Annotated in this window: 22 protein-coding genes; 8 read left to right on the forward strand and 14 right to left on the reverse strand. The window is 66.5% G+C overall.

Annotated features, from left to right (window positions below):
* Nucleotides 1–5 precede the first annotated feature (5 nt).
* The 8 genes from ACZYZ7_RS00125 to ACZYZ7_RS00160 form a co-directional block, all read right to left on the reverse strand.
* Nucleotides 6–368: a VOC family protein gene (locus ACZYZ7_RS00125; protein WP_463740006.1), complete on the reverse strand. Its 363-nt coding sequence runs from the start codon at nt 366–368 to the stop codon at nt 6–8.
* Nucleotides 369–455: 87 nt separating this feature from the next.
* On the reverse strand, nt 456–1742 hold the full coding sequence (locus ACZYZ7_RS00130; RefSeq protein ID WP_135453476.1) for an amidohydrolase family protein: 1287 nt from the start codon (nt 1740–1742) through the stop codon (nt 456–458).
* Nucleotides 1743–1833: 91 nt separating this feature from the next.
* Nucleotides 1834–1971 carry a YbdD/YjiX family protein gene (locus ACZYZ7_RS00135; protein WP_463740007.1) on the reverse strand — a complete coding sequence of 46 codons (138 nt, stop codon included), beginning with the start codon at nt 1969–1971 and terminating at the stop codon, nt 1834–1836.
* Nucleotides 1971–4277 (reverse strand): carbon starvation CstA family protein, encoded by a 2307-nt coding sequence (locus ACZYZ7_RS00140; protein ID WP_135453478.1) that lies wholly within the window; start codon nt 4275–4277, stop codon nt 1971–1973. The genes ACZYZ7_RS00135 and ACZYZ7_RS00140 overlap by 1 nt, the downstream gene beginning before the upstream one ends.
* A gap of 191 nt (nt 4278–4468) precedes the next feature.
* The gene (locus ACZYZ7_RS00145; RefSeq protein WP_135453479.1) at nt 4469–4876 is read right to left on the reverse strand and encodes a hypothetical protein; all 408 of its coding nucleotides are present in this window, start codon (nt 4874–4876) and stop codon (nt 4469–4471) included.
* A gap of 4 nt (nt 4877–4880) precedes the next feature.
* Nucleotides 4881–5183 (reverse strand): hypothetical protein, encoded by a 303-nt coding sequence (locus ACZYZ7_RS00150; RefSeq protein WP_463740008.1) that lies wholly within the window; start codon nt 5181–5183, stop codon nt 4881–4883.
* A gap of 16 nt (nt 5184–5199) precedes the next feature.
* Entirely contained in the window at nt 5200–6729 is a 1530-nt protein-coding gene (locus ACZYZ7_RS00155; protein ID WP_463740009.1) for an ATP-dependent DNA ligase, read from the reverse strand.
* Between the two features lie 21 nt (nt 6730–6750).
* On the reverse strand, nt 6751–7131 hold the full coding sequence (locus ACZYZ7_RS00160; protein WP_463740010.1) for a GatB/YqeY domain-containing protein: 381 nt from the start codon (nt 7129–7131) through the stop codon (nt 6751–6753).
* Between the two features lie 235 nt (nt 7132–7366).
* Here ACZYZ7_RS00160 and ACZYZ7_RS00165 point away from each other — a divergent pair, with 235 nt between their 5' ends.
* Both ACZYZ7_RS00165 and poxB read left to right on the forward strand, forming a co-directional pair.
* Nucleotides 7367–8134, forward strand: coding sequence for an SDR family NAD(P)-dependent oxidoreductase (locus ACZYZ7_RS00165; RefSeq protein ID WP_090424937.1), 768 nt, complete (start codon nt 7367–7369; stop codon nt 8132–8134).
* Nucleotides 8135–8204: 70 nt separating this feature from the next.
* Complete coding sequence (gene poxB, locus ACZYZ7_RS00170) at nt 8205–9941, forward strand: ubiquinone-dependent pyruvate dehydrogenase (protein ID WP_450068648.1); 1737 nt, start codon at nt 8205–8207, stop codon at nt 9939–9941.
* Between the two features lie 4 nt (nt 9942–9945).
* On the opposite strand, the gene ACZYZ7_RS00175 is transcribed toward poxB, so the two are convergent.
* The gene (locus tag ACZYZ7_RS00175; protein ID WP_135453482.1) at nt 9946–10620 is read right to left on the reverse strand and encodes a winged helix-turn-helix transcriptional regulator; all 675 of its coding nucleotides are present in this window, start codon (nt 10618–10620) and stop codon (nt 9946–9948) included.
* A gap of 172 nt (nt 10621–10792) precedes the next feature.
* Here ACZYZ7_RS00175 and ACZYZ7_RS00180 point away from each other — a divergent pair, with 172 nt between their 5' ends.
* On the forward strand, nt 10793–11608 hold the full coding sequence (locus ACZYZ7_RS00180) for a class I SAM-dependent methyltransferase (protein WP_463740011.1): 816 nt from the start codon (nt 10793–10795) through the stop codon (nt 11606–11608).
* A gap of 47 nt (nt 11609–11655) precedes the next feature.
* Entirely contained in the window at nt 11656–12720 is a 1065-nt protein-coding gene (locus ACZYZ7_RS00185) for a phosphotransferase family protein (RefSeq protein WP_450068649.1), read from the forward strand.
* 25 nt (nt 12721–12745) lie between these two features.
* On the opposite strand, the gene ACZYZ7_RS00190 is transcribed toward ACZYZ7_RS00185, so the two are convergent.
* On the reverse strand, nt 12746–13507 hold the full coding sequence (locus ACZYZ7_RS00190) for a sulfite exporter TauE/SafE family protein (protein WP_135453485.1): 762 nt from the start codon (nt 13505–13507) through the stop codon (nt 12746–12748).
* Between the two features lie 190 nt (nt 13508–13697).
* Here ACZYZ7_RS00190 and ACZYZ7_RS00195 point away from each other — a divergent pair, with 190 nt between their 5' ends.
* A complete protein-coding gene (locus ACZYZ7_RS00195) occupies nt 13698–14183 on the forward strand; it encodes a 2-isopropylmalate synthase (protein WP_450068650.1) in 486 nt (161 codons plus the stop codon).
* 87 nt (nt 14184–14270) lie between these two features.
* Here ACZYZ7_RS00195 and ACZYZ7_RS00200 read toward each other — a convergent pair whose 3' ends face one another.
* Nucleotides 14271–15752, reverse strand: coding sequence for a cytochrome P450 (locus tag ACZYZ7_RS00200; protein WP_450068651.1), 1482 nt, complete (start codon nt 15750–15752; stop codon nt 14271–14273).
* A gap of 128 nt (nt 15753–15880) precedes the next feature.
* Between ACZYZ7_RS00200 and ACZYZ7_RS00205 the strand changes: the two genes are divergently transcribed.
* Together ACZYZ7_RS00205 and ACZYZ7_RS00210 are read left to right on the forward strand one after the other, a co-directional pair.
* Nucleotides 15881–16534 (forward strand): TetR/AcrR family transcriptional regulator, encoded by a 654-nt coding sequence (locus ACZYZ7_RS00205; RefSeq protein WP_450068652.1) that lies wholly within the window; start codon nt 15881–15883, stop codon nt 16532–16534.
* 22 nt (nt 16535–16556) lie between these two features.
* Complete coding sequence (locus ACZYZ7_RS00210) at nt 16557–17438, forward strand: SDR family oxidoreductase (protein WP_135453491.1); 882 nt, start codon at nt 16557–16559, stop codon at nt 17436–17438.
* Here ACZYZ7_RS00210 and ACZYZ7_RS00215 read toward each other — a convergent pair.
* From ACZYZ7_RS00215 to ACZYZ7_RS00225, 3 genes are read right to left on the reverse strand one after another with little or no spacing between them, the layout of a single operon-like run.
* On the reverse strand, nt 17435–18613 hold the full coding sequence (locus ACZYZ7_RS00215) for an AAA family ATPase (protein WP_463740012.1): 1179 nt from the start codon (nt 18611–18613) through the stop codon (nt 17435–17437). The two genes, ACZYZ7_RS00210 and ACZYZ7_RS00215, sit on opposite strands and share 4 nt — an antisense overlap.
* Before the next feature lie 10 nt (nt 18614–18623).
* A complete protein-coding gene (locus tag ACZYZ7_RS00220) occupies nt 18624–19700 on the reverse strand; it encodes a DNA polymerase IV (RefSeq protein ID WP_463740013.1) in 1077 nt (358 codons plus the stop codon).
* A 4-nt stretch (nt 19701–19704) separates the two neighbouring features.
* Nucleotides 19705–20310: a TetR/AcrR family transcriptional regulator gene (locus tag ACZYZ7_RS00225; RefSeq protein ID WP_463740014.1), complete on the reverse strand. Its 606-nt coding sequence runs from the start codon at nt 20308–20310 to the stop codon at nt 19705–19707.
* A gap of 89 nt (nt 20311–20399) precedes the next feature.
* Here ACZYZ7_RS00225 and ACZYZ7_RS00230 point away from each other — a divergent pair, with 89 nt between their 5' ends.
* Nucleotides 20400–20942, forward strand: a complete 543-nt coding sequence (locus tag ACZYZ7_RS00230; RefSeq protein WP_450068655.1) for an NAD(P)H-dependent oxidoreductase — start codon at nt 20400–20402, stop codon at nt 20940–20942.
* The last annotated feature ends 440 nt before the right edge of the window (nt 20943–21382 follow it).

Consider the following 21382-nt stretch of genomic DNA (forward strand, 5'->3'; position numbering starts at 1 on the left):
GAGCATCACCCGGCTCTGCGATGGGCGATCTGAAAGAGATTGCCCTGCGGGTCGGCCACCATGGCACGCCGGTCGCCGTACGGGGTGTCGCGCGGTGTTTCGATGCTCGTCGCGCCGGCGGTGAGGGCCCGCTGATAGGCGCGGTCCGCGTCGTCGACGTAGATGTAGAGGAAGGCGGGGAACAGCCCGCGCTCGCCGACCGAGGTGACCATGACCAGTGAATCGCCGATGCGCATCTCGGCAGGGCGATCAGGATGGACCTCGCCGGTGGCACCGAAGACTGTCCGCAGGAAATTCACCGCTACCGCGACGTCGCCGACAACCATGCGGGGCGTGACCGTGTGGTACCCCGGGGGTGGATCGAGCATGCGATGCACCTTCCCTCCTGACCCTCGTGGGAACCACTTGGCGGGTCGGTATGAAAGGTACGCCTCGCGGGTCGGACCCGGTGTCGACTAGCTCGACCCCGAGTTCCCCCGCGCCGCGGCGTGCAGCGCGTCACCGCGGGTGCCCTGCTCGTGGTGGCTCAGCGCCTGGATCGAAACGTCATGACCCTCAGCGGCTTTGCGCAGCGCGCCAACCGTCGCCTGGTCGCGCGAGATGTGCGTGAACGGGTCGAACGAGTACCAGCGCATGGCGTTCTCGTGAGTCATCTTGTTGATCTCGTCATCGGGCACGTTGTTCTCGGTCAACACGTCCCACAGCTCCTCGGGGGCGCCCGGCCACATCGAGTCGCTGTGCGGGTAGTCGGCCTCCCAGCTGATGTTGTCGACGCCGATCCTGTCGCGCAACGCGACGCCGACCGGATCGGAGATGAAGCAGGTCAGGAAGTGCTCGCGGAACACCTCGCTGGGCAGCTTGCCGCCGAAATTCTGGTGCGTCCAGGTCGAGTGCATCTCATAGGTGCGGTCGACGCGCTCCAGGAAGTACGGAATCCAGCCCGTACCGCCCTCGGACAGCCCGATCTTGAGATCCGGGTAATCCTTGATGGGCTTGGACCACAACAGATCCGCGGCGGCCTGCACGATGTTCATCGGCTGCAGGGTGATCATCACGTCCAGCGGCGCGTCCGGGGCGGTGATGGCCAGCTTGCCCGACGATCCGATGTGCACATTGAGCACGGTGTCGGTGTCGCACAACGCCTTCCACAGCGGGGTCCAGTAGTCGTCGTGGAAACTCGGGTAACCCATCGCGGCGGGGTTTTCGGTGAACGTCAGCGCGTGCACACCCTTCTTCGACACCCGGCGGACCTCGGCGGCGCACGCCTCGGCGTCCCAGATCACCGGAAGTGCCATCGGGATGAACCGGGCCGGGTAGGCACCACACCATTCGTCGATGTGCCAGTCGTTGTAGGCCTGGACCAGGGCCAGGGAGAACTCGGGATCCTCGGTGGCGAACAGGCGGCCGGCGAAACCGGGGAAGGACGGGAAGCAGATCGAGCCGAGGATGCCGCCGGCGTTCATGTCCTTGACCCGCTCGTCGACGTTGTAGCAGCCCTTGCGGATCTCGTCGAGGCCCTGTGGCTCCAGGCCGTACTCCTCCTTGGGCCGGCCGGCGACCGCATTCAACGCGACGTTGGGGATGACGATGTCGCGGAACTGCCAGGTGTCGCTGCCGTCGGGATTGTGCACCAGACGCGGCGCCTCATCGGCGTATTTCTTCGGCAGGTGGTTCTTGAACATGTCAGGCGGTTCGACGATGTGATCGTCCACGCTGATCAGGATCATGTCGTCTTTGTTCACGAACGCGCTCCATTCACGACGGCCTTACCGTATGGACGACAGTTTAGCCGGACGTGACGGCTTCAGGCCAGGCCATCAGCAGATTCGCGGTTCAGCAGCAGCGCGCCCCTGGATTGGCCTCCGTGTTGCGGTGCCGCATTTTCCAATAATCCCGCTCGGACAGCACCGGGTCACCCGGATGGGTGCGCTCCCGATGGGCGACGTAGCGCCGATAGTGGTTGTCGCCCATCAATGTTGACCAGTACCACCCGATGTGGCGTGCGGCCTGGCGTGTGCTCCGGGCAAGGCGTCCCACTGCTTCTGCACCTCCTTCTCGACCGAAGTGGCGATCAGACCTGATGGGGCGAAGATGCGCGAGGGCACCTCCTCATCCACGGCCAGCGGTCGCCCGGTTCCACGTAGCGCCTGCAGCGCCATCACGACGCCCGCGATGAACACGATCAGCACCAGCACCGCGAAGACCACCGACAAGGTGCCCTGGATGAAGGTGTTGCGGATGACCGCGTCGATCTGATCGGGGTTCTTCGCCGCACCGAATGTCGACTTGCCGGCCTCCTGGGCGGCGACGTACTGCGAATGCTGCTTCCAGTAACCGACTTTCGGGTCGGCGGAGAAGATCTTCTGCCACGATGCCGTCATCGTCACCGTCAGATCCCACAGCAGCGGAATACCCGGAATCCAGGCCCATTTCACCAGCCCGCGCTTGATCACCACCACCGTGACCACCGTCAATGCGATCGCGGCCAGCAGCTGATTGGCGATGCCGAACAGCGGGAACAAGGTGTTGATACCGCCCAGCGGGTCGGTGACGCCCATCAGCAGGATCGAACCCCACGCGGCGACCACGATGACGCTGCAGGCCCAGGCGCCGGCCCGCCAGCTGGGATTGCGCAGCTTCTTCAGCGGCCCACCGAGATTGCCGAGGCCGTCCGACAACATGAATCGCGCGACCCGGGTGCCGGCGTCGACCGTGGTGAGGATGAACAACGCCTCGAACATGATCGCGAAGTGGTACCAGAACGCTTTGAGGCTCTCGCCGCCGAACACCTGGTGCAGCACCTCGGACATGCCGAACGCCAGGGTGGGTGCACCGCCCGTCCGCGACACGATCGAGTGCTCGCCCACGCCCTCGGCAGCTGCGGTGATCTCCTGTGCAGTGATCGGCTGACCGGACAGGCCAAGGCCGTTGACGTAGTCGGCCGCGGTCTGTGCCGTCGTACCGGTAGCGGCTGTCGGTGCGTTGATCGCGAAGTAGAGATGCTGGTTGAGGATCGCCGCGGTGATCAGCGCCATGATCGCGACGAAGGACTCGGTGAGCATGCCGCCGTAGCCGATCAGCCGCATCTGGCTTTCCTTCTCCAGCAGCTTGGGCGTGGTGCCCGAGGAGATCAGCGCGTGAAAGCCCGACAGAGCACCGCAGGCGATGGTGATGAACAGGAACGGGAACAACGAGCCGGCGAACACCGGGCCGGTGCCGCTGGTGGCGAACTGCGAGATCGCGGGTGCCTGCATCACCGGCCGGGCGATCAGGATGCCGACGGCAAGCAGTGCGATGGTGCCGACTTTCATGAACGTCGACAGATAGTCACGCGGGGCCAGCAGGAACCACACCGGCAGCACCGAGGCGGCCAGGCCGTAGATGATGATGCACCACGACAGGGTGACCTTGGAGAGGGTGAACCAATCGGCGCCCCAGGATGTTTCGGCCACCCAACCGCCGGCGATCACCGCGAGCAGCAGCAGTACGACACCGATCAGGGAGACCTCCGACACCCGGCCGGGGCGGAAGAACCGCAGGTACAGGCCCATGAAGATGGCGATCGGGATCGTCATCGCGATCGAGAAGACACCCCAGGGGCTTTCGGCCAGCGCGTTGACCACCACCAGCGCCAGCACCGCAAGCAGGATCACCATGATGACCAGCACGCCGACGATCGCCGCGACACCGCCGACCAGGCCGAGCTCGTCGCGCGCCATCTGGCCCAGCGACCGGCCGCGGCGGCGCACCGAGATGGACAGCACCAGGTAGTCCTGGACACAGCCGGCCACCACGGCGCCGATGATGATCCAGATCGTGCCGGGCAGATAGCCCATCTGCATGGCCAGCACCGGGCCGACCAGCGGGCCGGCACCCGCGATCGCGGCGAAGTGATGACCGAACAGCACCCGCCGATCCGTCGGCATGTAGTCCGTGCCGTTGTCGAAAAGTTCGGCCGGAGTGGCATTGTCGTCGCGAGGCCGGACGATCTTCATCTCGATCAACCGGGCGTAGAACCGGAAGCCGATGACGTAGGTGCAGATCGCGGCGATCACGAACCAGACCGCATTGACGGTTTCACCGCGGAAGAAGGCGATGACCGCCCAGGCCACTGCGCCCAGCACCGCGACTGTCGCGAAGATCGCCTTGTGTTTGGCGGTGATCGGAGAGCGGTCGATGATCGCCACCGGCGGAAGATCCTTGTCGGTGCGGATATAGGTGACGTCGCCGTCGTGCTCCTCGATGCGGTCCGCCGGTGGGGCGTCCGGTGTTGCCACGGTCTCTCCTCGCTCACCCAGTGTCATACGCGTCGTCTGTGATCTTTTCATCGCGCCAAACCGCGCGGCATCGAATCCCGGTTTCCGAACCGTAACCGGGAAATCGTCGGCAGGTCAGGTGAGGAATGCGCGCACGGTGTCGATCGTGCTCGGTCTGCCGCGTCAGCATCACGCGGTCAAGCCCCGCGAAGTCAGTTGGCTGCGATGTCAGCCGCAAACTCGCCCGCGACGTTGATCGGCCGGCGATGCCACCACCAGCCGTCCTTGTTCTCGATGCGGTAGAACCTGCCAATTGCGAGGCCTCCGTCGTCCACCGTTGCGGCGCGGAAGCGGGCGTCGAGCGCCTCCAGCTCCCCAACGCGTGCGCCACGGACGCGGTCGGTCAGCATCGGCCACACGAGGGCAAGCCAGTCCCGGCAAGCCATGTCGTTGGTGTACTCATACGCCATCTGGTCGTAGCCCCGCTCGACTTCTGCGACGAGTGAAGCCCATGCAGCGAACATCTCATTCACCGTGAATGCCTTGCGCCATCCGCGAGCGTGGAGTTCGCGGGATGCCCGATCGATGGACTCGTAGTCCTCGGCGGTGAATTCGCCCATCGGACTACTCGCCGTCGCGCCAGGAAACGAGCGCCTCTGCCAGTTTGCGATCTGCGCCGAAATCAGGGTTCAGGCCGAAGTGGTCGACTCGTTCGCGTGCGATCCAGCCGTGCAGGAACACGGCGTCGGCTCCGCTCCGAATGTGGCCGAGAAGCGGACCGATCATGCAGTCGTACTCGTCTTGGCATTCGACGGCGTCCGCAACGCCGATGGCGTCCCACTCCATGAGCAGAGCACGCACTCCTGCCATCTGCTTCTCGGGCTCCCGATTGTCCACGTCGCCATTCTCGACGACGCTGCCTCGCATGGGAGACCGATTGTGGTCACGGGCTGGCGAGATACGACCGCACGGTATCGATCGTGTCCGCCTGATCCGGGGTCTTGTCGTCGCGATAACGCAAGACCCTGGCGAAGCGCAGCGCGACGCCACCGGGGTAGCGGCTCGACCGCTGGACCCCGTCGAAGGCGATCTCGACGACCTGCTCCGGCCGGACGGTGACCACCCAGCCGTCGTCATCGACCTGCAGTTCCCGGAAGCGCTCGGTCTGCCAGGCCAGCATCGCGTCGGTCATGCCTTTGAAGGTCTTGCCCAGCATCAAGAATCCGCCGGTGTCGGGATCGCGCGCGCCGAGGTGGATGTTGGACAGCTTGCCGGTGCGCCGCCCCGACCCCTGCTCGACGGCCAGCACCACCAGGTCCAGGGTGTGCACGGGTTTGACCTTGAGCCAGCCGGCGCCGCGGCGGCCAGCCTCATACGGTGCCGTCGGTGACTTCGCCATGACGCCCTCATGGCCGGCGGCCAGGGTGCGGTGCAGGAACTCCTGCGCGACCGACGTGTCCGACGTAACCACGCGATCGACGCGGCGGTCCTGCGGAACCAGCGCGTCGAGGGAGGCCAGCCGCTGGTCGGTGGGCAGATCGAGCAGATCCCGGCCGTCGACGTGCAGCAGGTCGAAGAAGAACACCGAAAGCGGTTCGAGATCATTCGGGGTCTTGCGGCCGAACCGGGCGGCGGTGACCTGAAAGGGGTGCGGGCGATTGTCCGGACGCAGAGCGATGGCCTCGGCGTCGGCGATCAGATCCGTGGCCGGCAATTCCAGCGTCGCCTCGACCACCTCGGGCAGCCGGTGGGTGACGTCGTCGAGGCTGCGCGTGAACACCGACACCTGTGATCCCGTGCGGTGGATCTGTACCCGGGCGCCGTCGAGCTTGGCCTCCAGAATCGCTGTGCCGCCGAGGCGTTCGAGCGCATCGGTGACACCGGTCGCGGTCTGTGCGAGCATCGGCCCGACCGGGCGACCGACCTGCAAAGCGAAGTCGGTCAGGGCGGTACGGCCACCGGTCAGCGCCGCGGCGGCCACCGCGGGTAGATCACCGGCGAGCATGGCGGCGCGGCGGACCTCGGCCGCGGGGATGCCGGATGCCCGGGCCACGGCGTCGGCCATCACCCCGGCCAGGGCGCCCTGACGCAGCTCGCCACCGAGGAGGCGGCGCAGGAAGGTCTGCTCGGTGTCCGTGGCTGTGGCGAAAAGGTCCCGCACCAATTCGGCGCGCAGGGCCTGTGAGCCCTTCCCGGAGACCGCGCCGATCCGGGTGAACCGCTCGTCGACCCCGTCCACTGTCAGCCCCGGGTCCTCTGCCGGTGCCGGCAGTGAACGCAGCGCCGCCCATCCGACGCCGATCTGGCGTTGGGGGAGCTCTCCGGACAGCCAGGACACCGTGACCGCCACCGTGCGGGCGTCGCCCTCGGCGGCGGCCACCGACAGCAGGGCGGCGATGCGGTCGATCTTGGCCAGCCGCGCCGACGTCCCCGCGATGTCGGCGGATGCGGCGGTGACGTCGGCGAGCAACACGCCCTCAGCGTGCCACGGGGCTCAGACAACCTCCGGGGTTTGGCTGAGCACCTGCGTCAGGACGGCGGCCTCCGATTGCAGATCCGCCGCCCGCTGGTGATGCCCGTTCGCGATGTATTGGTCTGCCGCCGTGAGTCGTTCATCGACCTCGGCCTGAATGAGGCCGCGAATCTCGTCATCACTGAGCGCCCGGCGGGCGACCTCGGTCGAGCCCACTCCGGACACCGCACCCGCGATCGGTCCGCCGATGCGGGTATCGGTCTGGTCGGCCTGCGGCGTCTCCGCGTTGTCGATGGCGCTCAACGCCGATCGGATCGCGGTGACGCTGGTGGCGTCGCGGGACTTGCGCGCGGACAGCAGGGATTCGCGGAATCGGTCGCGCCAGTGCTGGGCAGGTGTCATGGCAGGCGAACTTAACGGGGTCGTGGGGCGGCGTCGAGGGTTTTTCGCACGCTCGTCGACGGTGAGGGAGCGCGGAATGCCGGCGACATGCGGCGTGTCAGGGAACAGGCATGCACGGTCGCGGTGCAGGGGAACCGGAAGAGGAAGAAAAAAAGGGGGAACCCGAAAGGCTTACCGGAAGGGTTGATGGGATAGGTTGCTTTACGATTTCGGTCATTTTTGGAAAGGAAGCTAGATGGAGATCGAAGGCAAGAAGGCGATCGTCGTCGGCGGCGCGTCGGGCTTCGGCCGGGCCACCGCTGAGGCATTGGCCAAGCGTGGCGCCAGCGTGGCTGTGCTGGACCGGCCCCAGTCCAAGGGGCAGGAAGTGGCCGACGCGATCGGCGGCTCGTTCTTCCCCGTCGACGTCACCGACTTCGACGGCACCGAAAAGGTGCTGGAAGAGGCCGTCGCGGCGCTAGGTGGCCTGCACATCATCGTGACCACCGCAGGTGGTGGCATCGGTGAGCGCACCATCAAGAAGGACGGTCCACACAGCCTGGACTCGTTCCGCTCCACCATCGACCTCAACCTGATCGGCACGTTCAACATCAGCCGGCTGGCGGCCTGGCACATGAGCAAGAACGAGCCGGTCGATGCCGAGGCCGAGGAGCGCGGCGTCATCATCAACACCGCCTCGATCGCGGCGTTCGAGGGTCAGATCGGTCAGGTTGCCTACACCGCGTCCAAGGCGGCCATCGCCGGGATGTGCCTGACCATGGCGCGCGACCTGGGCAGCCTGGGGATCCGGGTGCTGGCCATCGCGCCGAGCCTGTTCGCCACCGGACTGACCGAAGGCATCCCCGACGAGTTCGCCGCGGTGCTGACCAAGGACGCCGCGTTCCCCAAGCGGTTGGGCAAGCCCGAGGAGTACGCCAAGCTCGCCGTCGCGATCGCCGAGAACCCGATGCTCAACGGCCAGTGCCTGCGTCTGGACGCCGGCCAGCGCTTCGCCCCCAAGTAGAGTGAATCCGGCGTGATCGAGGGCGCCCAGCGTCACCGATCACGCCGGAATCGCATACCGGGGAGGCGTCATGGCGACGATTGCAGACCAGGTCATCTCCACCCTGACGTTGAGCGGGGTACGACGGGTCTACGGTCTTCCCGGCGACAGCCTCAACGGCTTCACCGACGCCATCCGGCGCAGCGGCGAGATCACCTGGGAGCACGTCCGGCACGAGGAGACCGCCGCGTTCGCCGCGGCCGCTGACGCCGCACTGACCGGGCAACTGGCCGTGTGTGCGGGTAGTTGCGGGCCGGGCAACCTGCACTTGATCAACGGACTATTCGACGCGCAGCGCAGCCGCGTCCCGGTGCTGGCGATCGCCGCCCACATTCCGCGCACCGAGATCGGGTCGGAGTACTTCCAGGAAACCCATCCCCAGGACCTCTTTCGCGAATGCAGCGTCTACTGCGAACTCGTCAGCACTCCCGAGATGGCGCCGCGCATCCTGGAGATGGCGATGCGAGCGGCCGTCGAGGAGAACGGCGTCGCCGTCGTCGTCATCCCCGGTGAGATCTTCCTGCAGCGTGCGGGGGAGACCGGTTGGACGGCACGCCCGGTGCGGCCCACCCGATCGATCGTGCGCCCGGACGACGAGTCGGTGCGCCGGGCCGCCGACATCCTCAACAGCGCCGAGCGCGTCACGATCCTGGGCGGCGCGGGCGTGGCCGGTGCGCACGACGCCCTGATCGAACTGGCGTCAGCCCTGCAGGCCCCGATCGTTCATGCGTTGCGCGGCAAGGAATTCATCGAGTACGACAACCCTTTCGACGTCGGCATGACCGGACTGCTCGGGTTCGCCTCGGGCTACAAGGCCATCAAGGAGGCCGACACCCTGCTGATGCTGGGCACTGACTTCCCGTATCAGCAGTTCTATCCCGAGGGCGCCACCGTCATCCAGGTCGACATCCGCGGCCGCAATCTGGGCCGCCGCACCCCGATCGACCTCGGCCTGCGCGGCAGCGTCGCCGACACGCTGGCCGCACTCCAGCCGCTGCTGCGGCCCAAGACCAACCGGGAGCACCTCGACCGGTCGTTACGCCACTACCGCAAGACGCGCTCCACCCTCGATTCGCTCGCCGTCAACGATCGCGACAAGACCCCGATCCGGCCGGAATATGTTGCTGCGCTTGCCAACCGGCTCGCTTCCGACGATGCGGTGTTCACCTGCGACGTGGGGTCCCCGGTGGTGTGGGCGGCTCGCTACCTGACCATGAACGGTCGGCGCAGGCTGGTCGGGTCGTTCAACCACGGCAGCATGGCCAACGCGCTGCCGCACGCGATCGGCGCGCAGACGGCGTTCCCGGGCCGGCAGGTGGTCGCACTGGCCGGTGACGGCGGTCTGACGATGCTCTTCGGTGAGTTGGTGACGCTGATCCAGAACCGGTTGCCGGTCAAGCTGATCGTCTTCAACAACTCGTCGTTGAATTTCGTCGAGCTCGAGATGAAGGCCGCGGGCATCGTCACGTTCGGCACCGACCTGGTCAATCCTGACTTCGCCGCAGTCGCTCAGTCCATGGGCGTGTTCGGCCGGCGGGTCACCGAACCGGCAGACCTCGAGCGCGCCATTGCCGATGCCTTCGCCCACGACGGCCCCGCCGTCATCGACGTGCTAACCGCCCGCCAGGAACTGTCGATACCGCCGGCGATCACGGTCGAGCAGGCCAAGGGGTTCTCGCTCTACGCGATCCGCACGATCCTCGCGGGGCGTGCCGACGAACTCCTGGACCTTGTCACCACCAACGTCGCCCGCCGGATCCTGGACTGACCGCTCAGGCCGGCCGCGGAATCGCAGCCGCAGTGCTCTGGCCCAGCCATTTCGGGATAGCCCGGCGGACGTCAGCGGAGCCTGACAAGGCGACACTGCCATCGAGCACGGCACGCGCCCACCCGGCGTCACCGCGCCAGATCTCGATCAGAGTGCGCAGGTGGGTCTGTACGGTGCCGGCCACCTCGTAGCCGGGATCGAAATCGCACACGTCGGCCTGCCCGTCGCTGACCGTCAGCCACCACCTCGACGACTTGGGCGCGACACCGTCGAGGACGAACGCGATCGTGGTGCGCGAGCGCGGCCAGTCCCCGATGGGGATGGTGCGGCGCATGTCCCACATCAGCAGGTGCGGATCGAGATCCTGCTCGCCGAGCTCACCGATCCACCGCACGCCCCACGACCCGAGTGCATCGACCACGCCGGCGAGTTCCTGGCCACATGGAGTGAGGGAGTAGTTTGTGCGCCCGTCTATTTCGGAGCGTTCGATCACCCCGGCGCGGGTCAGCGATTTCAGCCGCTTGGACAACAGTGCCGGGGACATCTTCGGCACACCGCGGCGCAGATCGTTGAAGTGGGCGCTGCCCCGCAGTAGTTCTCGGACCACCAACAAGGTCCAGCGTTCGTCGAGCAACTCCATGGCCTTGGCCACGGGACAGAACTGGCCATATGTCGACATCGGCGGTCTTCCTCCCCGGGAGAGTGCGCAGTGTCTTAAGTACACCGCTGTCGTGGCCCGGAAGCCAGTACAGATCCAGAACCTGGCCCACTACAGATCTGGTACTGGAATGGCCGCACCTCGCGGGATGACGATGGAACCGACCGGAGAAATGGACGATGGGAGTCTGGCCATGAACGTCACGATCGCCGACAGTGAGCTTGAGGCCAAACACCGGGCGCTGTGGGCGCTCGGAGACTACGCGGCGATCGCCGCGAACATCGTGCGCCCGCTGGGCCCCGTGCTGGTCGCAGCCAGCGGCGTCGGGCCCGGTGACCGCGTGTTGGACGTGGCTGCCGGCACCGGCAACGCCGCCATCCCCGCTGCCGCGACCGGTGCGCGGGTGACCGCCAGCGACCTGTGCTCGGAACTGGTCGAACAGGGACGTCAACTCGGAGCGGAAGCCGGAGTGGCGATCGACTGGGGAGAGGCCAACGCCGAGGCATTGCCCTACGGCGACCACTCCTTCGACATTGTGTTGTCCTGCATCGGGGTGATGTTCGCCCCGCACCACCAGCGGGCCGCTGACGAACTCCTGCGCGTGACCCGTCCGGGTGGGCGGATCGGTCTCATCGCCTGGACGCCTGAAGGTTTCATCGGGCAGCTGTTCGCCACCATGAAGCCGTACGTGCCGGCGCCGCCACCGGGGGTGTCCCCGCCGCCGCGGTGGGGAGACGAGGAGTATGTGCGCACCCTGTTGGGGGACCGGGTCGGCGAGTTGACCTGTGAGCGGCGGCAACTGGAGGTCACCGCGTTCACCGACGGCGCCGCGTTCCGCGACCACTTCAAGGCCAACTACGGCCCGACCATCTCGGCCTACCGGGCCATCGCCGCAGACACCGATCGGGTCGCGGCACTGGACGCCGAGATCGCCGCGCTCGGCGACCGGTTCCTCACCGATTCCACGATGCCGTGGGAATACCTGCTGACAGTGGTAGACGTACGCTGATCGGCCGAACCACCCTGGGCGACCGGGGCAGCTGGCACCATGACTGCATGCCCGACGATGTTCAGGAACTGCCGTCACTCAGTGCCACCGATCAGGACGCCATTCAGCGGTGGTTGCAGGATCAGCGGATCGGAACGACCCTGACCGACGTGGCACCGCTGACCGGCGGGACCCAGAACATCGTGGTGGGCATGAGCGTCGACGGTCGTCGAATGGTGTTGCGGCGGCCGCCTTTACACCCCCGTCCGACCAGTGACAAGACCATGCTGCGGGAGATCGCGGTGCTGCGCACGCTGGCCGGTTCAGCCGTGCCTCATCCAGGATTCATCGCCGCCTGCACCGACCTCGACGTCATCGGCGTCGTGTTCTACCTGATGGAGGAGGTCGACGGATTCAACCCCGGTACCGAGGTGAGTCCGGCGTATGAGGCCGATGCCGACCTGCGTTACCGCGTCGGATTGTCGTATGCCGGCAGCCTCGCCGAACTGGGCAACGTCGCCTGGGAGAACAGCGAACTCGCCGCGATCCGCCGGCCGGGATCCTTTCTGGCCCGGCAGGTTCCGCAATTCCTGGGGCTTCTCGACAGCTACCGGCATGAGCAGTATTCACCCGAATCGTTGACGGGCGTGGGGGAGTTGGCGCAGTGGCTGGAGGACAACCGCCCACCGGACGCTGAACCCGGCATCATGCACGGCGACGCGCACCTCAACAACGTCCTGTTGCGCCGGGACACCCCCGAGCTGGCCGCGTTCATCGATTGGGAGATGGGCACGATCGGCGATCCACTGCTCGATCTCGGGTGGATGCTGGTGTGCTGGCCCGACGATCCCAATCCGATCAACGCGGGGTCGGCGCTGGCCGCCCTCGGCGGTCTGGCCCACCGCAGTGAACTCATAGCGTCCTACCGCGCCGCCGGGGGTCGCCAGACCGACCGGCTGGATTGGTATGTGGCGCTGGCCTGTTTCAAACTCGGCATCGTCATCGAGGGCACCTGGTCGCGGTACCTGGCCGGGCGGGCCAGCCGCGACGCCGGCGAGCAACTTCACGCGTCGGCGGAGAACCTCCTCGCGCTGGGGACTCGGGTCGCCAAGGGGGACAACCCGTTCGAGTAGTCCCGAGTAATCCGCGCGGGGGAATTCAGTACGTGTCGAGCGCGAGCTTGACGGCAAGGGCCACGCCCGCCGCGCCGATCAGGAATCGCAGCGGAGCGGCGGGTGCGTGCCGCACGATCACCGGGCCCAGGCGTGAGCCGATCAGGCACCCGGCGCCCAACGGGATGACGGCCGGCCAGTACACCGGGGCAACCACGATGAACGCCACCGCGGCAACCGAATTGGCTACACCGAGGATCACGTTCTTGGCGGCGTTGGCATGCGCGAGCGTCGCACCGCCGGTCCGCAGCAGCAGCGCCAGCAGCAGCACTCCGGCCGCGGCACCGAAGTAGCCGCCATAGATGGTGATCAGGAAGATCGCCCCGGCCTCCATGGCCACCTTGATCCGATGCTCACGGTGATCGGCCACCCGCGACTCCCGCTGGCGGCCACGCGGCAGCAGAATCGCCACCGATGCGAACGCCAACAGGAAGGGGACGACCTTCTCGAAGCCCTCGGCCGGTGTGCACAGCAGTAGGGCCGCGCCGAGTGCCCCACCGGCCACCGCGACCGGGATGATCCGTTTGATCCACGCCCCCTGCCCGGCGAGCTCGGGCCGCGACCCCAGCACCGAACCGACGCCGTTGAACACCAACGCCACGGTGTTGGTCACGTTGGCGGTGACCGGAGGCAAGCCGATGAGCAGCAGTGCGGGATAGGTGGCCACCGAGGCCAGTCCGGCGATACTGCCGGTGAGTCCGCCGCCGATACCGGCCAGGACGAGCAGGACGACCTCACCGACGCTCATGCCGTCCCCACTCCGCCGACACTACGTACTCAAAGTGTTTGCGTGACCGGCCGGGCTGCGTCTAGCATCGCCAACGTGCCAAGGCGACTCGTAGTAGCAACCCGCAGCGGGGTCTGATCAGACCGACCCCTCGCTGTGGGTCGTTCGCTACTTCCGTCGGTCACTTCCTCTAACCAGAGAAGACCGGCACATGCACACCTCTCCTGAAACCGCTCCGCAGTCGTCGTTCGCGGCCCATTTCACCGACCCGCTGCCGCGTGGCCTGCGCGAAGCCGGCCAGACCGCCTCCTGGGACCAGTTCCTGGACGAATACGCGGCCGGCCCGGGAGTGTTGAAACTGGGCCAGTGGACCTGCACCGATACGGAGCGTTCAGCCAGCAGGCTGGGGCCGCAGGCTCGCCACTACCAGGCCACGTTGGCCTTGGGCGACACCATCAGTACCTTGACCGCGGCCGCGAGCGGGCCCATCGCCGCACTCACCGAGATGCTCTACGCGCGGGGGATCACGGTCGAGACCATGTCGTTTCACCAGCTGCCCACCGGCGGTCGGACCGCGACTTTCATCGAAGGCTGCGACGGCCTGCATAGCGAGTGGGCCATGGGGCTCGCCGATGATCCGGAGCAGTCGGCGCTGTACGCCGTGATCGCCTGTGCCAACCGGCTGATGGAAGCCTGATTGCTGCCTGTCAGCGCCGAATGGCCAGTTGTTGCACGCAAATTCCAGGAAACCGTGCAATAACCGGCCAATCGGTCATCGAATGCCTCAGTGCAGCGGGCGCAGCACGATCGGCATACCGTCGATCGGTACCGGCATGCCCCCGTAGTCGTAGTGCGGCCGGTAATCCGGGCTGGCGAGTTCCAGCTTGTAACGCCGCAGCAGCCGGTGCATCACGGTCTTGATCTCCAACTGGCCGAACACCATGCCGATGCACTTGTGCGCGCCACCGCCGAACGGGGCGAACGCGTAGCGGTGCCGCTTGTGCTCGCTGCGCGGCTCGGCGAAGCGGTCCGGGTCGAACTTGTCCGGGTCGGTCCACAGCTCGGGCAACCGGTGGTTGATCGACGGCCAGGTCACCACGCTCGTCCCGGCCGGGATGAAGTAGCCCAGCAGTTCGGTGTCGCGCACGGCCTCGCGGAAGTTGAACGGCAGCGGCGTCATCATCCGCAGTGATTCGTTGATCACCAGGTCGTAGGTTTCCAGCTTCTCCAGTGACTCGAAGTCCAGCGGTCCGTCGCCGATACGCGCGGAGTCGTCGCGCAGGCGTTCCTGCCATTCCGGATTGGCCGCCAGGTGATAGGCCATCGTCGTCATCGTCGAGGTGGACGTGTCGTGCGCAGCCATCATCACGAAGATCATGTGGCTGATGATCTGGTCGTCGGTGAAGGTCTGTCCGTCCTCGTCGGCGGAGTGACACAGCACGCTGAACATGTCGGTGCTCTCCGACCGCCGCTTCTCGCCGATGCGGCTGGCGAAGTACTCCTCGAGGGTTTTGCGCGCCTGGATCCCGCGCCACCACTTCAGCGGCGGAACCGCCGTCCGAACGATCGCATTGCCGGCCCGGGTGGTGGTGGTGAACGCGTTGTTCACCGTGGTGACCAGGGCGCGGTCGGTGCCGGCGGCAACGCCCATGAACACCTCGGAGGCGATATCGAGCGTGAGCTCCTTGATCGCCGGGTGGAACAGGAACCGCGGGTCGTCGGCCACCCAGTCATCGGCCAGCACGGTCGACGCCACCGAGTCGATGTGGGGGATGTAGCCGCTCAGTCTCGTGCGGGTGAACGCCTCCTGCATGATCCGGCGGTGGAACATGTGCTCGTCGAAGTCGAGCAGCATCAGGCCGCCCTCGAAGAAGGGGCCGATCACCGGATCCCAGGCCCGCTGCGAGAAGTCCTTGTTGCGGTTGGAGAAGACCGCCTGGGTGGCGTCGGGACCCAGCGCCATCACCGATGACAGCGCGGGGGACTGGGCGTAGTAGAGCGGTCCGTACTTGCGGTACTGCTCCAGGACGAAGTCGGGACCCCCGCGGAAGATCTCGATCATGTGGCCGATGATCGGCAAACCGGAGTCACCGAGGATCGGCTTGAGGCCACTGCCGGCCGGCGGTTCTGCGAACACGAACTGGTCCCAGTCCTTGGCCTTCAGCCTCTTCTCCAGCGCACCCATGCCCGGCAATGTGTTGGGCGTCGGGGTGAACCGGCGCTTGGCCTGATCGAGCAGGTAATGCGGGGTGCTGATGGTTGCCATGGGCCGCTCCTGACCATTGAAAGCCTGACGAAGTGTGGTCGATGTCACCACTTGAGGCCATCCTGGCTGTCAGACTTGACGCATGTCAAGTTTTGAACTGGCGCGTCGCGGTGCAAAGGTCTAGTGCCATGACCGCCGAATCGATACCGGGGAGCAGTAGCGGCTCCACCGGGCGTCCGCAGGCCCGTCGCAGCCGGGGTGACCGGCAACGCGAGGCCATCGTGGCGGCCGTGCGGGACCTGCTCGAGGAGCAGTCGTTCGCCGATTTGTCGGTGAGCACCATCAGTGAACGCGCCGGGGTGGCCCGATCGGGCTTCTACTTCTATTTCGATTCGAAGTACGCGGTGCTGGCCGTGATCGTGTCCGACGCGATGGAACAACTCGCCGCGTTGACGCACAACTACGCGCCCCGGGATGCCGGTGAAACACCTGCCGCTTTCGCCAAGCGGATGGTCGGCAGTGCGGCAACCGTGTTCGCCACCAACGACCCGATCATGTCTGCCTGCACCGTCGCTCAGAACACCGACGCCCAGATCCGGGAGTTGATGAACGACTACGAGGACGCCGTGATCGGTCAGATCGTCGGCCTCGTCGAACAGGATGCGGGTGCCCGCCCGATCTCGAACGACCTCCCGGCGCTGGTACGCACCCTGGTGGCGACGACGGCGATGACGCTGTCGCACGACTCGGCCTTTGTCGGGCGGGGCGCCGACCCGGCCCGCGCGGTCGACGTGGTCGAGCGACTGTGGCTCAACGCACTGTGGGGTGGCCAAGCGGGTTAGCGTCACAGGTAAGGTCACCGCTATGGGGAGTGATACCGCGGGTAACGGCCGAGCCGACTTTCGTGGCAAGAGGTGTTTGATCACAGGCGCCGCCAGCGGCATCGGCCGGGCCACCGCGCTGGCCCTGGCAGCTCGGGGCGCTGAGTTGTACCTGACCGACCGGGACGAAGTCGGGCTGGCCCAGACCGTTGCCGATGCCAGGGCGCTGGGCGCCCAGGTGCCCGCACACCGGGCGCTGGACATCTCCGACTACGACCAGGTGGCGGCCTTCGGTGCCGACATCCATGCGGCGCATTCGGCGATGGACGTGGTGATGAACATCGCCGGAGTGTCGGCCTGGGGGACCGTCGACCAACTCACCCATCAACATTGGCGCTCGATGATCGACGTCAACCTGATGGGCCCGATCCACGTGATCGAGACGTTCCTGCCGCCGATGGTGCAGGCCCGCCGCGGTGGGCACCTGGTGAATGTGTCCTCGGCGGCCGGCATCGTCGCGTTGCCGTGGCACAGTGCCTACAGCGCCAGCAAGTACGGGTTGCGCGGGTTGAGTGAAGTGCTGCGTTTCGACCTGGCGCGGCACCGCATCGGGGTGTCGGTAGTGGTGCCAGGTGCGGTGAAAACCGGTCTGGTGCAGACGGTTCAGATCGCCGGTGTGGATCGGGAGGACCCGAATGTGCAGAAGTGGGTGGACCGGTTCGCCGGCCACGCGATCTCCGCGGAGAAGGCCGCCGACAAGATCCTGGCCGGGGTGGCACGCAACCGCTTCCTGATCTACACCTCGGTGGACATCCGTGCCTTGTACGCGTTCAAACGCACCGCGTGGTGGCCCTACAGCGTGGCGATGCGACAGGTCAACGTGCTGTTCAGCCGGGCGTTGCGGCCGAAATCCGTGCAGCCCTAGCGTTTTCCCCAATGCCAGGACGGCGTGTTGAGCATGCCGAACCCTTCCACCTTCGTTTCACCCCATTGCTTGTAGAGCTCCACCTCGATCGCCGTGCTCGGCTGCTCGTCGGCTGCGGGCGTGGTTTCCAGGAAATCCAACAGTGCACGTGAGTGCGTCACCACGACCACCTGGGACTGTTTCGCGGCGGTCTTGATGAGGGAGGCCAGTGGTCGGACCAGATCGGGGTGCAAGGATGTCTCGGGCTCGTTGAGCACCATGAGAGATGGTGGCCGGGGGCTGGCCAGCGCCGTGGCCCACAACAGGAAGCGCAGTGTGCCGTCAGATAATTCGGCGGCGCGCAACGGGCGGAGCATGCCGCGTTGACGCAGCTGCAGATCGAACAGCCCGTCGTTGACCGCGACCGAGATGGTGGCCCCGTCGAACGCATCGGCCACCGCGCGGGCCAGATCGTCGAAGGTCGTTTCGACGATCGTCTGAACTGCCGCGGCCAGATCTGAGCCGTCGTCGGAGAGCACCGGGGTGCGGGTACCGACGTGGGGCTGGCGGGCAGGCGCTCCCGCGTCGACCCGGAATCCGTCGTAGAACCGCCAGTCGCGCAGCCGGTCCGAGACGGCCGACAGTTCCGGCAGCGCGTCCGGGTGTGCGTATTCGGCGAGCACGCTGCGGTAGGTAGGCAGCGAGCGCGTCAGCTCATCGAACCCCCGGCCTGATTGCGCGGCCACCTCGGCGTATTCGCGGGTGCGGCTCACCAGCGTCGAGGCCGGGCGCAGCACCGGTCCGGCGAACACCACTTCGCGTTTGATCTCGGGATCCTGGGCGAATGCCGACGGCTCGCCTCCCGATCCAGCCATCTGCGGCAGGCCCAGGTCCACCAGATACCCGAAATCGTCTGCGGCGAAGCCGAGTTCGAGCGACACCGGGCGGGTCCGGGTGGTGCCCTGGGTCTGTTCGTTCGGCTGTTCGGGCCCAGCCCACAGGACTGACTGCAGGCCCCCCTCCCGGGCCAGTGAGCCGATCACCTGGCCCCGCCCGCAGTCCGCCAGCAGCCGCAGCGCGCGGTAGATCGATGACTTGCCGGTGCCATTGGCGCCGGTGACCACCGTGAGTTCGGCCAGCGGCAGGATCACCTCCCGCAATGAGCGGTAGCCCCGAATGGCGATGGTCTGCATCATGGGGTCGAGGTTATTGGTCGGCGGTGACAACCGGGCCGATGGGACGCTCGGATTTGCCGTCATCCATGGACAGTTCCAGCCGTACGCCCAGCAGCCGGATCGGTCGGTCCAGCTCGAACTGATCGAACACCGCCAACGCGGCCTCGGTGATGACGCCGGCGTCCGTGCCGGGCGAACTCAGCTTGCGGATCTTCGTGCGCGTGTAGAACGTCGCGGTGCGGACCGTGACCGCCACTCTGGTGACAATGCGGCCCTGCTCGACCACCTCGTCGAGCGTGCGAAGGGCCAGCTCGCGGATCGCCTCGTCCATCTCGCTGCGCTCGGTGAGGTCCTGGGCGAACGTGGTGACGTGACTGCGTGATCGCGGAATCCAGGGCTCGGAGCTCACCTCGGTATCGCCACCGCCTTTGGCCAGCAACAGGATCCATAGCCCCGTACTGGGCCCGAACGCCGAGGTGAGCACGGTGGCATCGGTGGCGGCCAGATCGGCAACCGTGGTGATGCCCAGCGTGGCAAGCTTTTTGGTGGTCTTGGGGCCGACGCCCCACAGCGCGTCGGGCGGACGGTCACCCATCACCGACATCCAGTTGGCTTCGGTGAGCACGTAGACGCCCGCGGGTTTGGCTAGCCCGGTCGCGACCTTGGCGCGCTGTTTGTTGTCGCTGATGCCGACCGAGCAGGACAGCCCGGTTTCGGCGGCGATCACGGTGCGGATGCGCTCGGCCAGCTCGACCGGATCGCTCACGTCGGCCCCCAGATAGGCCTCGTCCCAACCCCAGACCTCCAGCGGGTGGCCGAGATCGCGCAGCAGACCCATCACCTGCTCGGACGCCGCGTCGTAAGCGTCAGGGTCCGACGGTAGGAAGGTGGCGTCGGGGCATTTGCGTGCCGCGGTGCGCAACGGCATTCCGGCGTGCACACCGAACTCACGCGCCTGATACGACGCACAGGTGACCACCTTGCGGGGTTCGGTCGGATCACCGCTGCCGCCGACGATGACGGGCAGGCCCTCGAGTTCAGGGCGACGGCGCAGCTCCACCGACGCCAGGAACTGGTCCAGGTCGACGTGCAGCACCCAAGCGGTCATGGTGCTAGTGGCCACACAACTTGCGGGCGGTGTCCTGCCACGCCGCGGTGAGCTCGTCGAGGCTGCGGCCGAGGGAGAGCTGGTGGGCCAGGTAGTCGGGGTTCAACAGCGCGATCAGGGCGTCGGTTTGGGCATCGAGATCACCTGTGGTGCCCGCGGTTTCGAGCAGCATCCGGACGTGGGTGCGGTGCAGGGTGAACGGGCCGGTGTAGCGCAGGGCGGGATCGCGGATGGCGTCGGACAGTAGGGCTTGGTGGCAGTGCACGAACCGGAGCCGATCCGCGCCGTAGGCCAGCAGCCGCTCCAGCGGGGGCGCGCCGGGCCCCAGTGGGGGTGGGCCGAACATGAAGGCGTTCTGTTCGGCGGTCTCGTCCTCGTCGAGCAGCACCATCATCAGCCCCGCACGGCTACCGAACCTTCGGAACACCGTTCCTTTTCCGACGCCTGCCTCGACCGCGATATCGTCGGTACTGACCGCGTCGGGCCCGCGTTCGGCGATGAGCCGGCGCGCGGCATCGAGAATAAGGGCGCGGTTTCGAGCGGCATCGCCGCGTTCCTGTGGCACCTGGTCGATGCCCGCGAGCTGGGTCGGGCGGTCGGAGGCTGCCACAACTGCACTTTAACTCAGGTGGAATTAATCGGACCACAGTCCGGTTGATCGTTGCAAGAATCGGGTCAGACGAACAAGGAGTGGTGAACATGGCCGATGTCAAGGTCCTGGTGTTGGTAGGAAGTCTGCGTGCGGCGTCGATCAACCGGCAGCTCGCCGAGTTGGCGGTGGAGCAGGCGCCCGACGGCGTGGAACTGCGAATCTTCGATCGGCTGGGGGAGTTGCCGTTCTACAACGAGGACATTGACACCGCGGATGTGGCCGAGCCCGTGGTCGCGCTGCGGGCGGCGGCCGCCGAGGCCGACGCCGCACTGGTCGTTACGCCCGAATACAACGGCAGCATCCCGGGTGTGTTGAAGAACGCGATCGACTGGCTGTCCCGGCCGTTCGGCAACGGTGCGCTCAAGGACAAGCCGCTCGCGGTGGTGGGTGCCGCGCTCGGGCAGTACGGCGGCGTGTGGGCGCACGACGAGACGCGCAAGTCCTTCGGCATCGCCGGGCCGCGCGTGGTCGAGGATCTCAAGCTCTCGGTGCCGGCCAAGGCGCTCGATGGCAAGCATCCGAGGGAGAACGCTGAGGTCGCCGAAGCGCTGCGCGACATTGTGGGCAAGCTCACAGTTGAGGTCGGCTGAGCGTTCGTCTTCGCGTTTTGCCGTTCGCGCCGCTTTCCGGCAAAATCTTGCCGCCGGCTGGGTCACTCCGACCCGGCCGGCGGCTTTGCTATTGGGGGACGCCTCGGTGTGTGCCAGGCCACTTTGTCGGTGGCTGGTGGTACATCTAGTGGTGCGGCGCGACACGGTCTGTCAAGTCGAGTGCGACACGCCGTGCACGTGGTTGCTGGCAAGCTTACGACCTGGGAATTTCAGAAATGTTATTCAGAACATCTTGTATGACTTCGAACTGTCGGCCACTAGGTGTAGTGTCTGGGAGACCGACAGGCCACCACAGTTCGGGAGCCGGCCGGAGCGCAGCGAATCCGGCCGGGTCGGTTTCAAGACCAGCCGGGGAGCGGCTTCGACCGGCAGGAATTTTGGCGGCCCGAAGGTCGCTGAACTTAAGCAAAACGTAAGAC

It is taken from the genome of Mycobacterium sp. IDUB_17 (genome assembly GCF_055419465.1).

What these genes read in the sequence shown, in the direction of transcription:
- ACZYZ7_RS00145 (WP_135453479.1), bottom strand. Translation starts at nt 4,876, where the DNA reads ATGGGCGAATTCACCGCCGAGGACTACGAGTCCATCGATCGGGCATCC.
- ACZYZ7_RS00205 (WP_450068652.1), top strand. Translation starts at nt 15,881, where the DNA reads ATGACCGCCGAATCGATACCGGGGAGCAGTAGCGGCTCCACCGGGCGT.
- ACZYZ7_RS00160 (WP_463740010.1), bottom strand. Translation starts at nt 7,131, where the DNA reads ATGACACCTGCCCAGCACTGGCGCGACCGATTCCGCGAATCCCTGCTG.
- ACZYZ7_RS00215 (WP_463740012.1), bottom strand. Translation starts at nt 18,613, where the DNA reads ATGATGCAGACCATCGCCATTCGGGGCTACCGCTCATTGCGGGAGGTG.
- ACZYZ7_RS00220 (WP_463740013.1), bottom strand. Translation starts at nt 19,700, where the DNA reads ATGACCGCTTGGGTGCTGCACGTCGACCTGGACCAGTTCCTGGCGTCG.
- ACZYZ7_RS00175 (WP_135453482.1), bottom strand. Translation starts at nt 10,620, where the DNA reads ATGTCGACATATGGCCAGTTCTGTCCCGTGGCCAAGGCCATGGAGTTG.
- ACZYZ7_RS00190 (WP_135453485.1), bottom strand. Translation starts at nt 13,507, where the DNA reads ATGAGCGTCGGTGAGGTCGTCCTGCTCGTCCTGGCCGGTATCGGCGGC.
- ACZYZ7_RS00200 (WP_450068651.1), bottom strand. Translation starts at nt 15,752, where the DNA reads ATGGCAACCATCAGCACCCCGCATTACCTGCTCGATCAGGCCAAGCGC.
- ACZYZ7_RS00165 (WP_090424937.1), top strand. Translation starts at nt 7,367, where the DNA reads ATGGAGATCGAAGGCAAGAAGGCGATCGTCGTCGGCGGCGCGTCGGGC.
- poxB (WP_450068648.1), top strand. Translation starts at nt 8,205, where the DNA reads ATGGCGACGATTGCAGACCAGGTCATCTCCACCCTGACGTTGAGCGGG.
- ACZYZ7_RS00125 (WP_463740006.1), bottom strand. Translation starts at nt 368, where the DNA reads ATGCTCGATCCACCCCCGGGGTACCACACGGTCACGCCCCGCATGGTT.
- ACZYZ7_RS00230 (WP_450068655.1), top strand. Translation starts at nt 20,400, where the DNA reads ATGGCCGATGTCAAGGTCCTGGTGTTGGTAGGAAGTCTGCGTGCGGCG.
- ACZYZ7_RS00185 (WP_450068649.1), top strand. Translation starts at nt 11,656, where the DNA reads ATGCCCGACGATGTTCAGGAACTGCCGTCACTCAGTGCCACCGATCAG.
- ACZYZ7_RS00135 (WP_463740007.1), bottom strand. Translation starts at nt 1,971, where the DNA reads ATGGGCGACAACCACTATCGGCGCTACGTCGCCCATCGGGAGCGCACC.
- ACZYZ7_RS00180 (WP_463740011.1), top strand. Translation starts at nt 10,793, where the DNA reads ATGAACGTCACGATCGCCGACAGTGAGCTTGAGGCCAAACACCGGGCG.
- ACZYZ7_RS00150 (WP_463740008.1), bottom strand. Translation starts at nt 5,183, where the DNA reads ATGCGAGGCAGCGTCGTCGAGAATGGCGACGTGGACAATCGGGAGCCC.
- ACZYZ7_RS00195 (WP_450068650.1), top strand. Translation starts at nt 13,698, where the DNA reads ATGCACACCTCTCCTGAAACCGCTCCGCAGTCGTCGTTCGCGGCCCAT.
- ACZYZ7_RS00210 (WP_135453491.1), top strand. Translation starts at nt 16,557, where the DNA reads ATGGGGAGTGATACCGCGGGTAACGGCCGAGCCGACTTTCGTGGCAAG.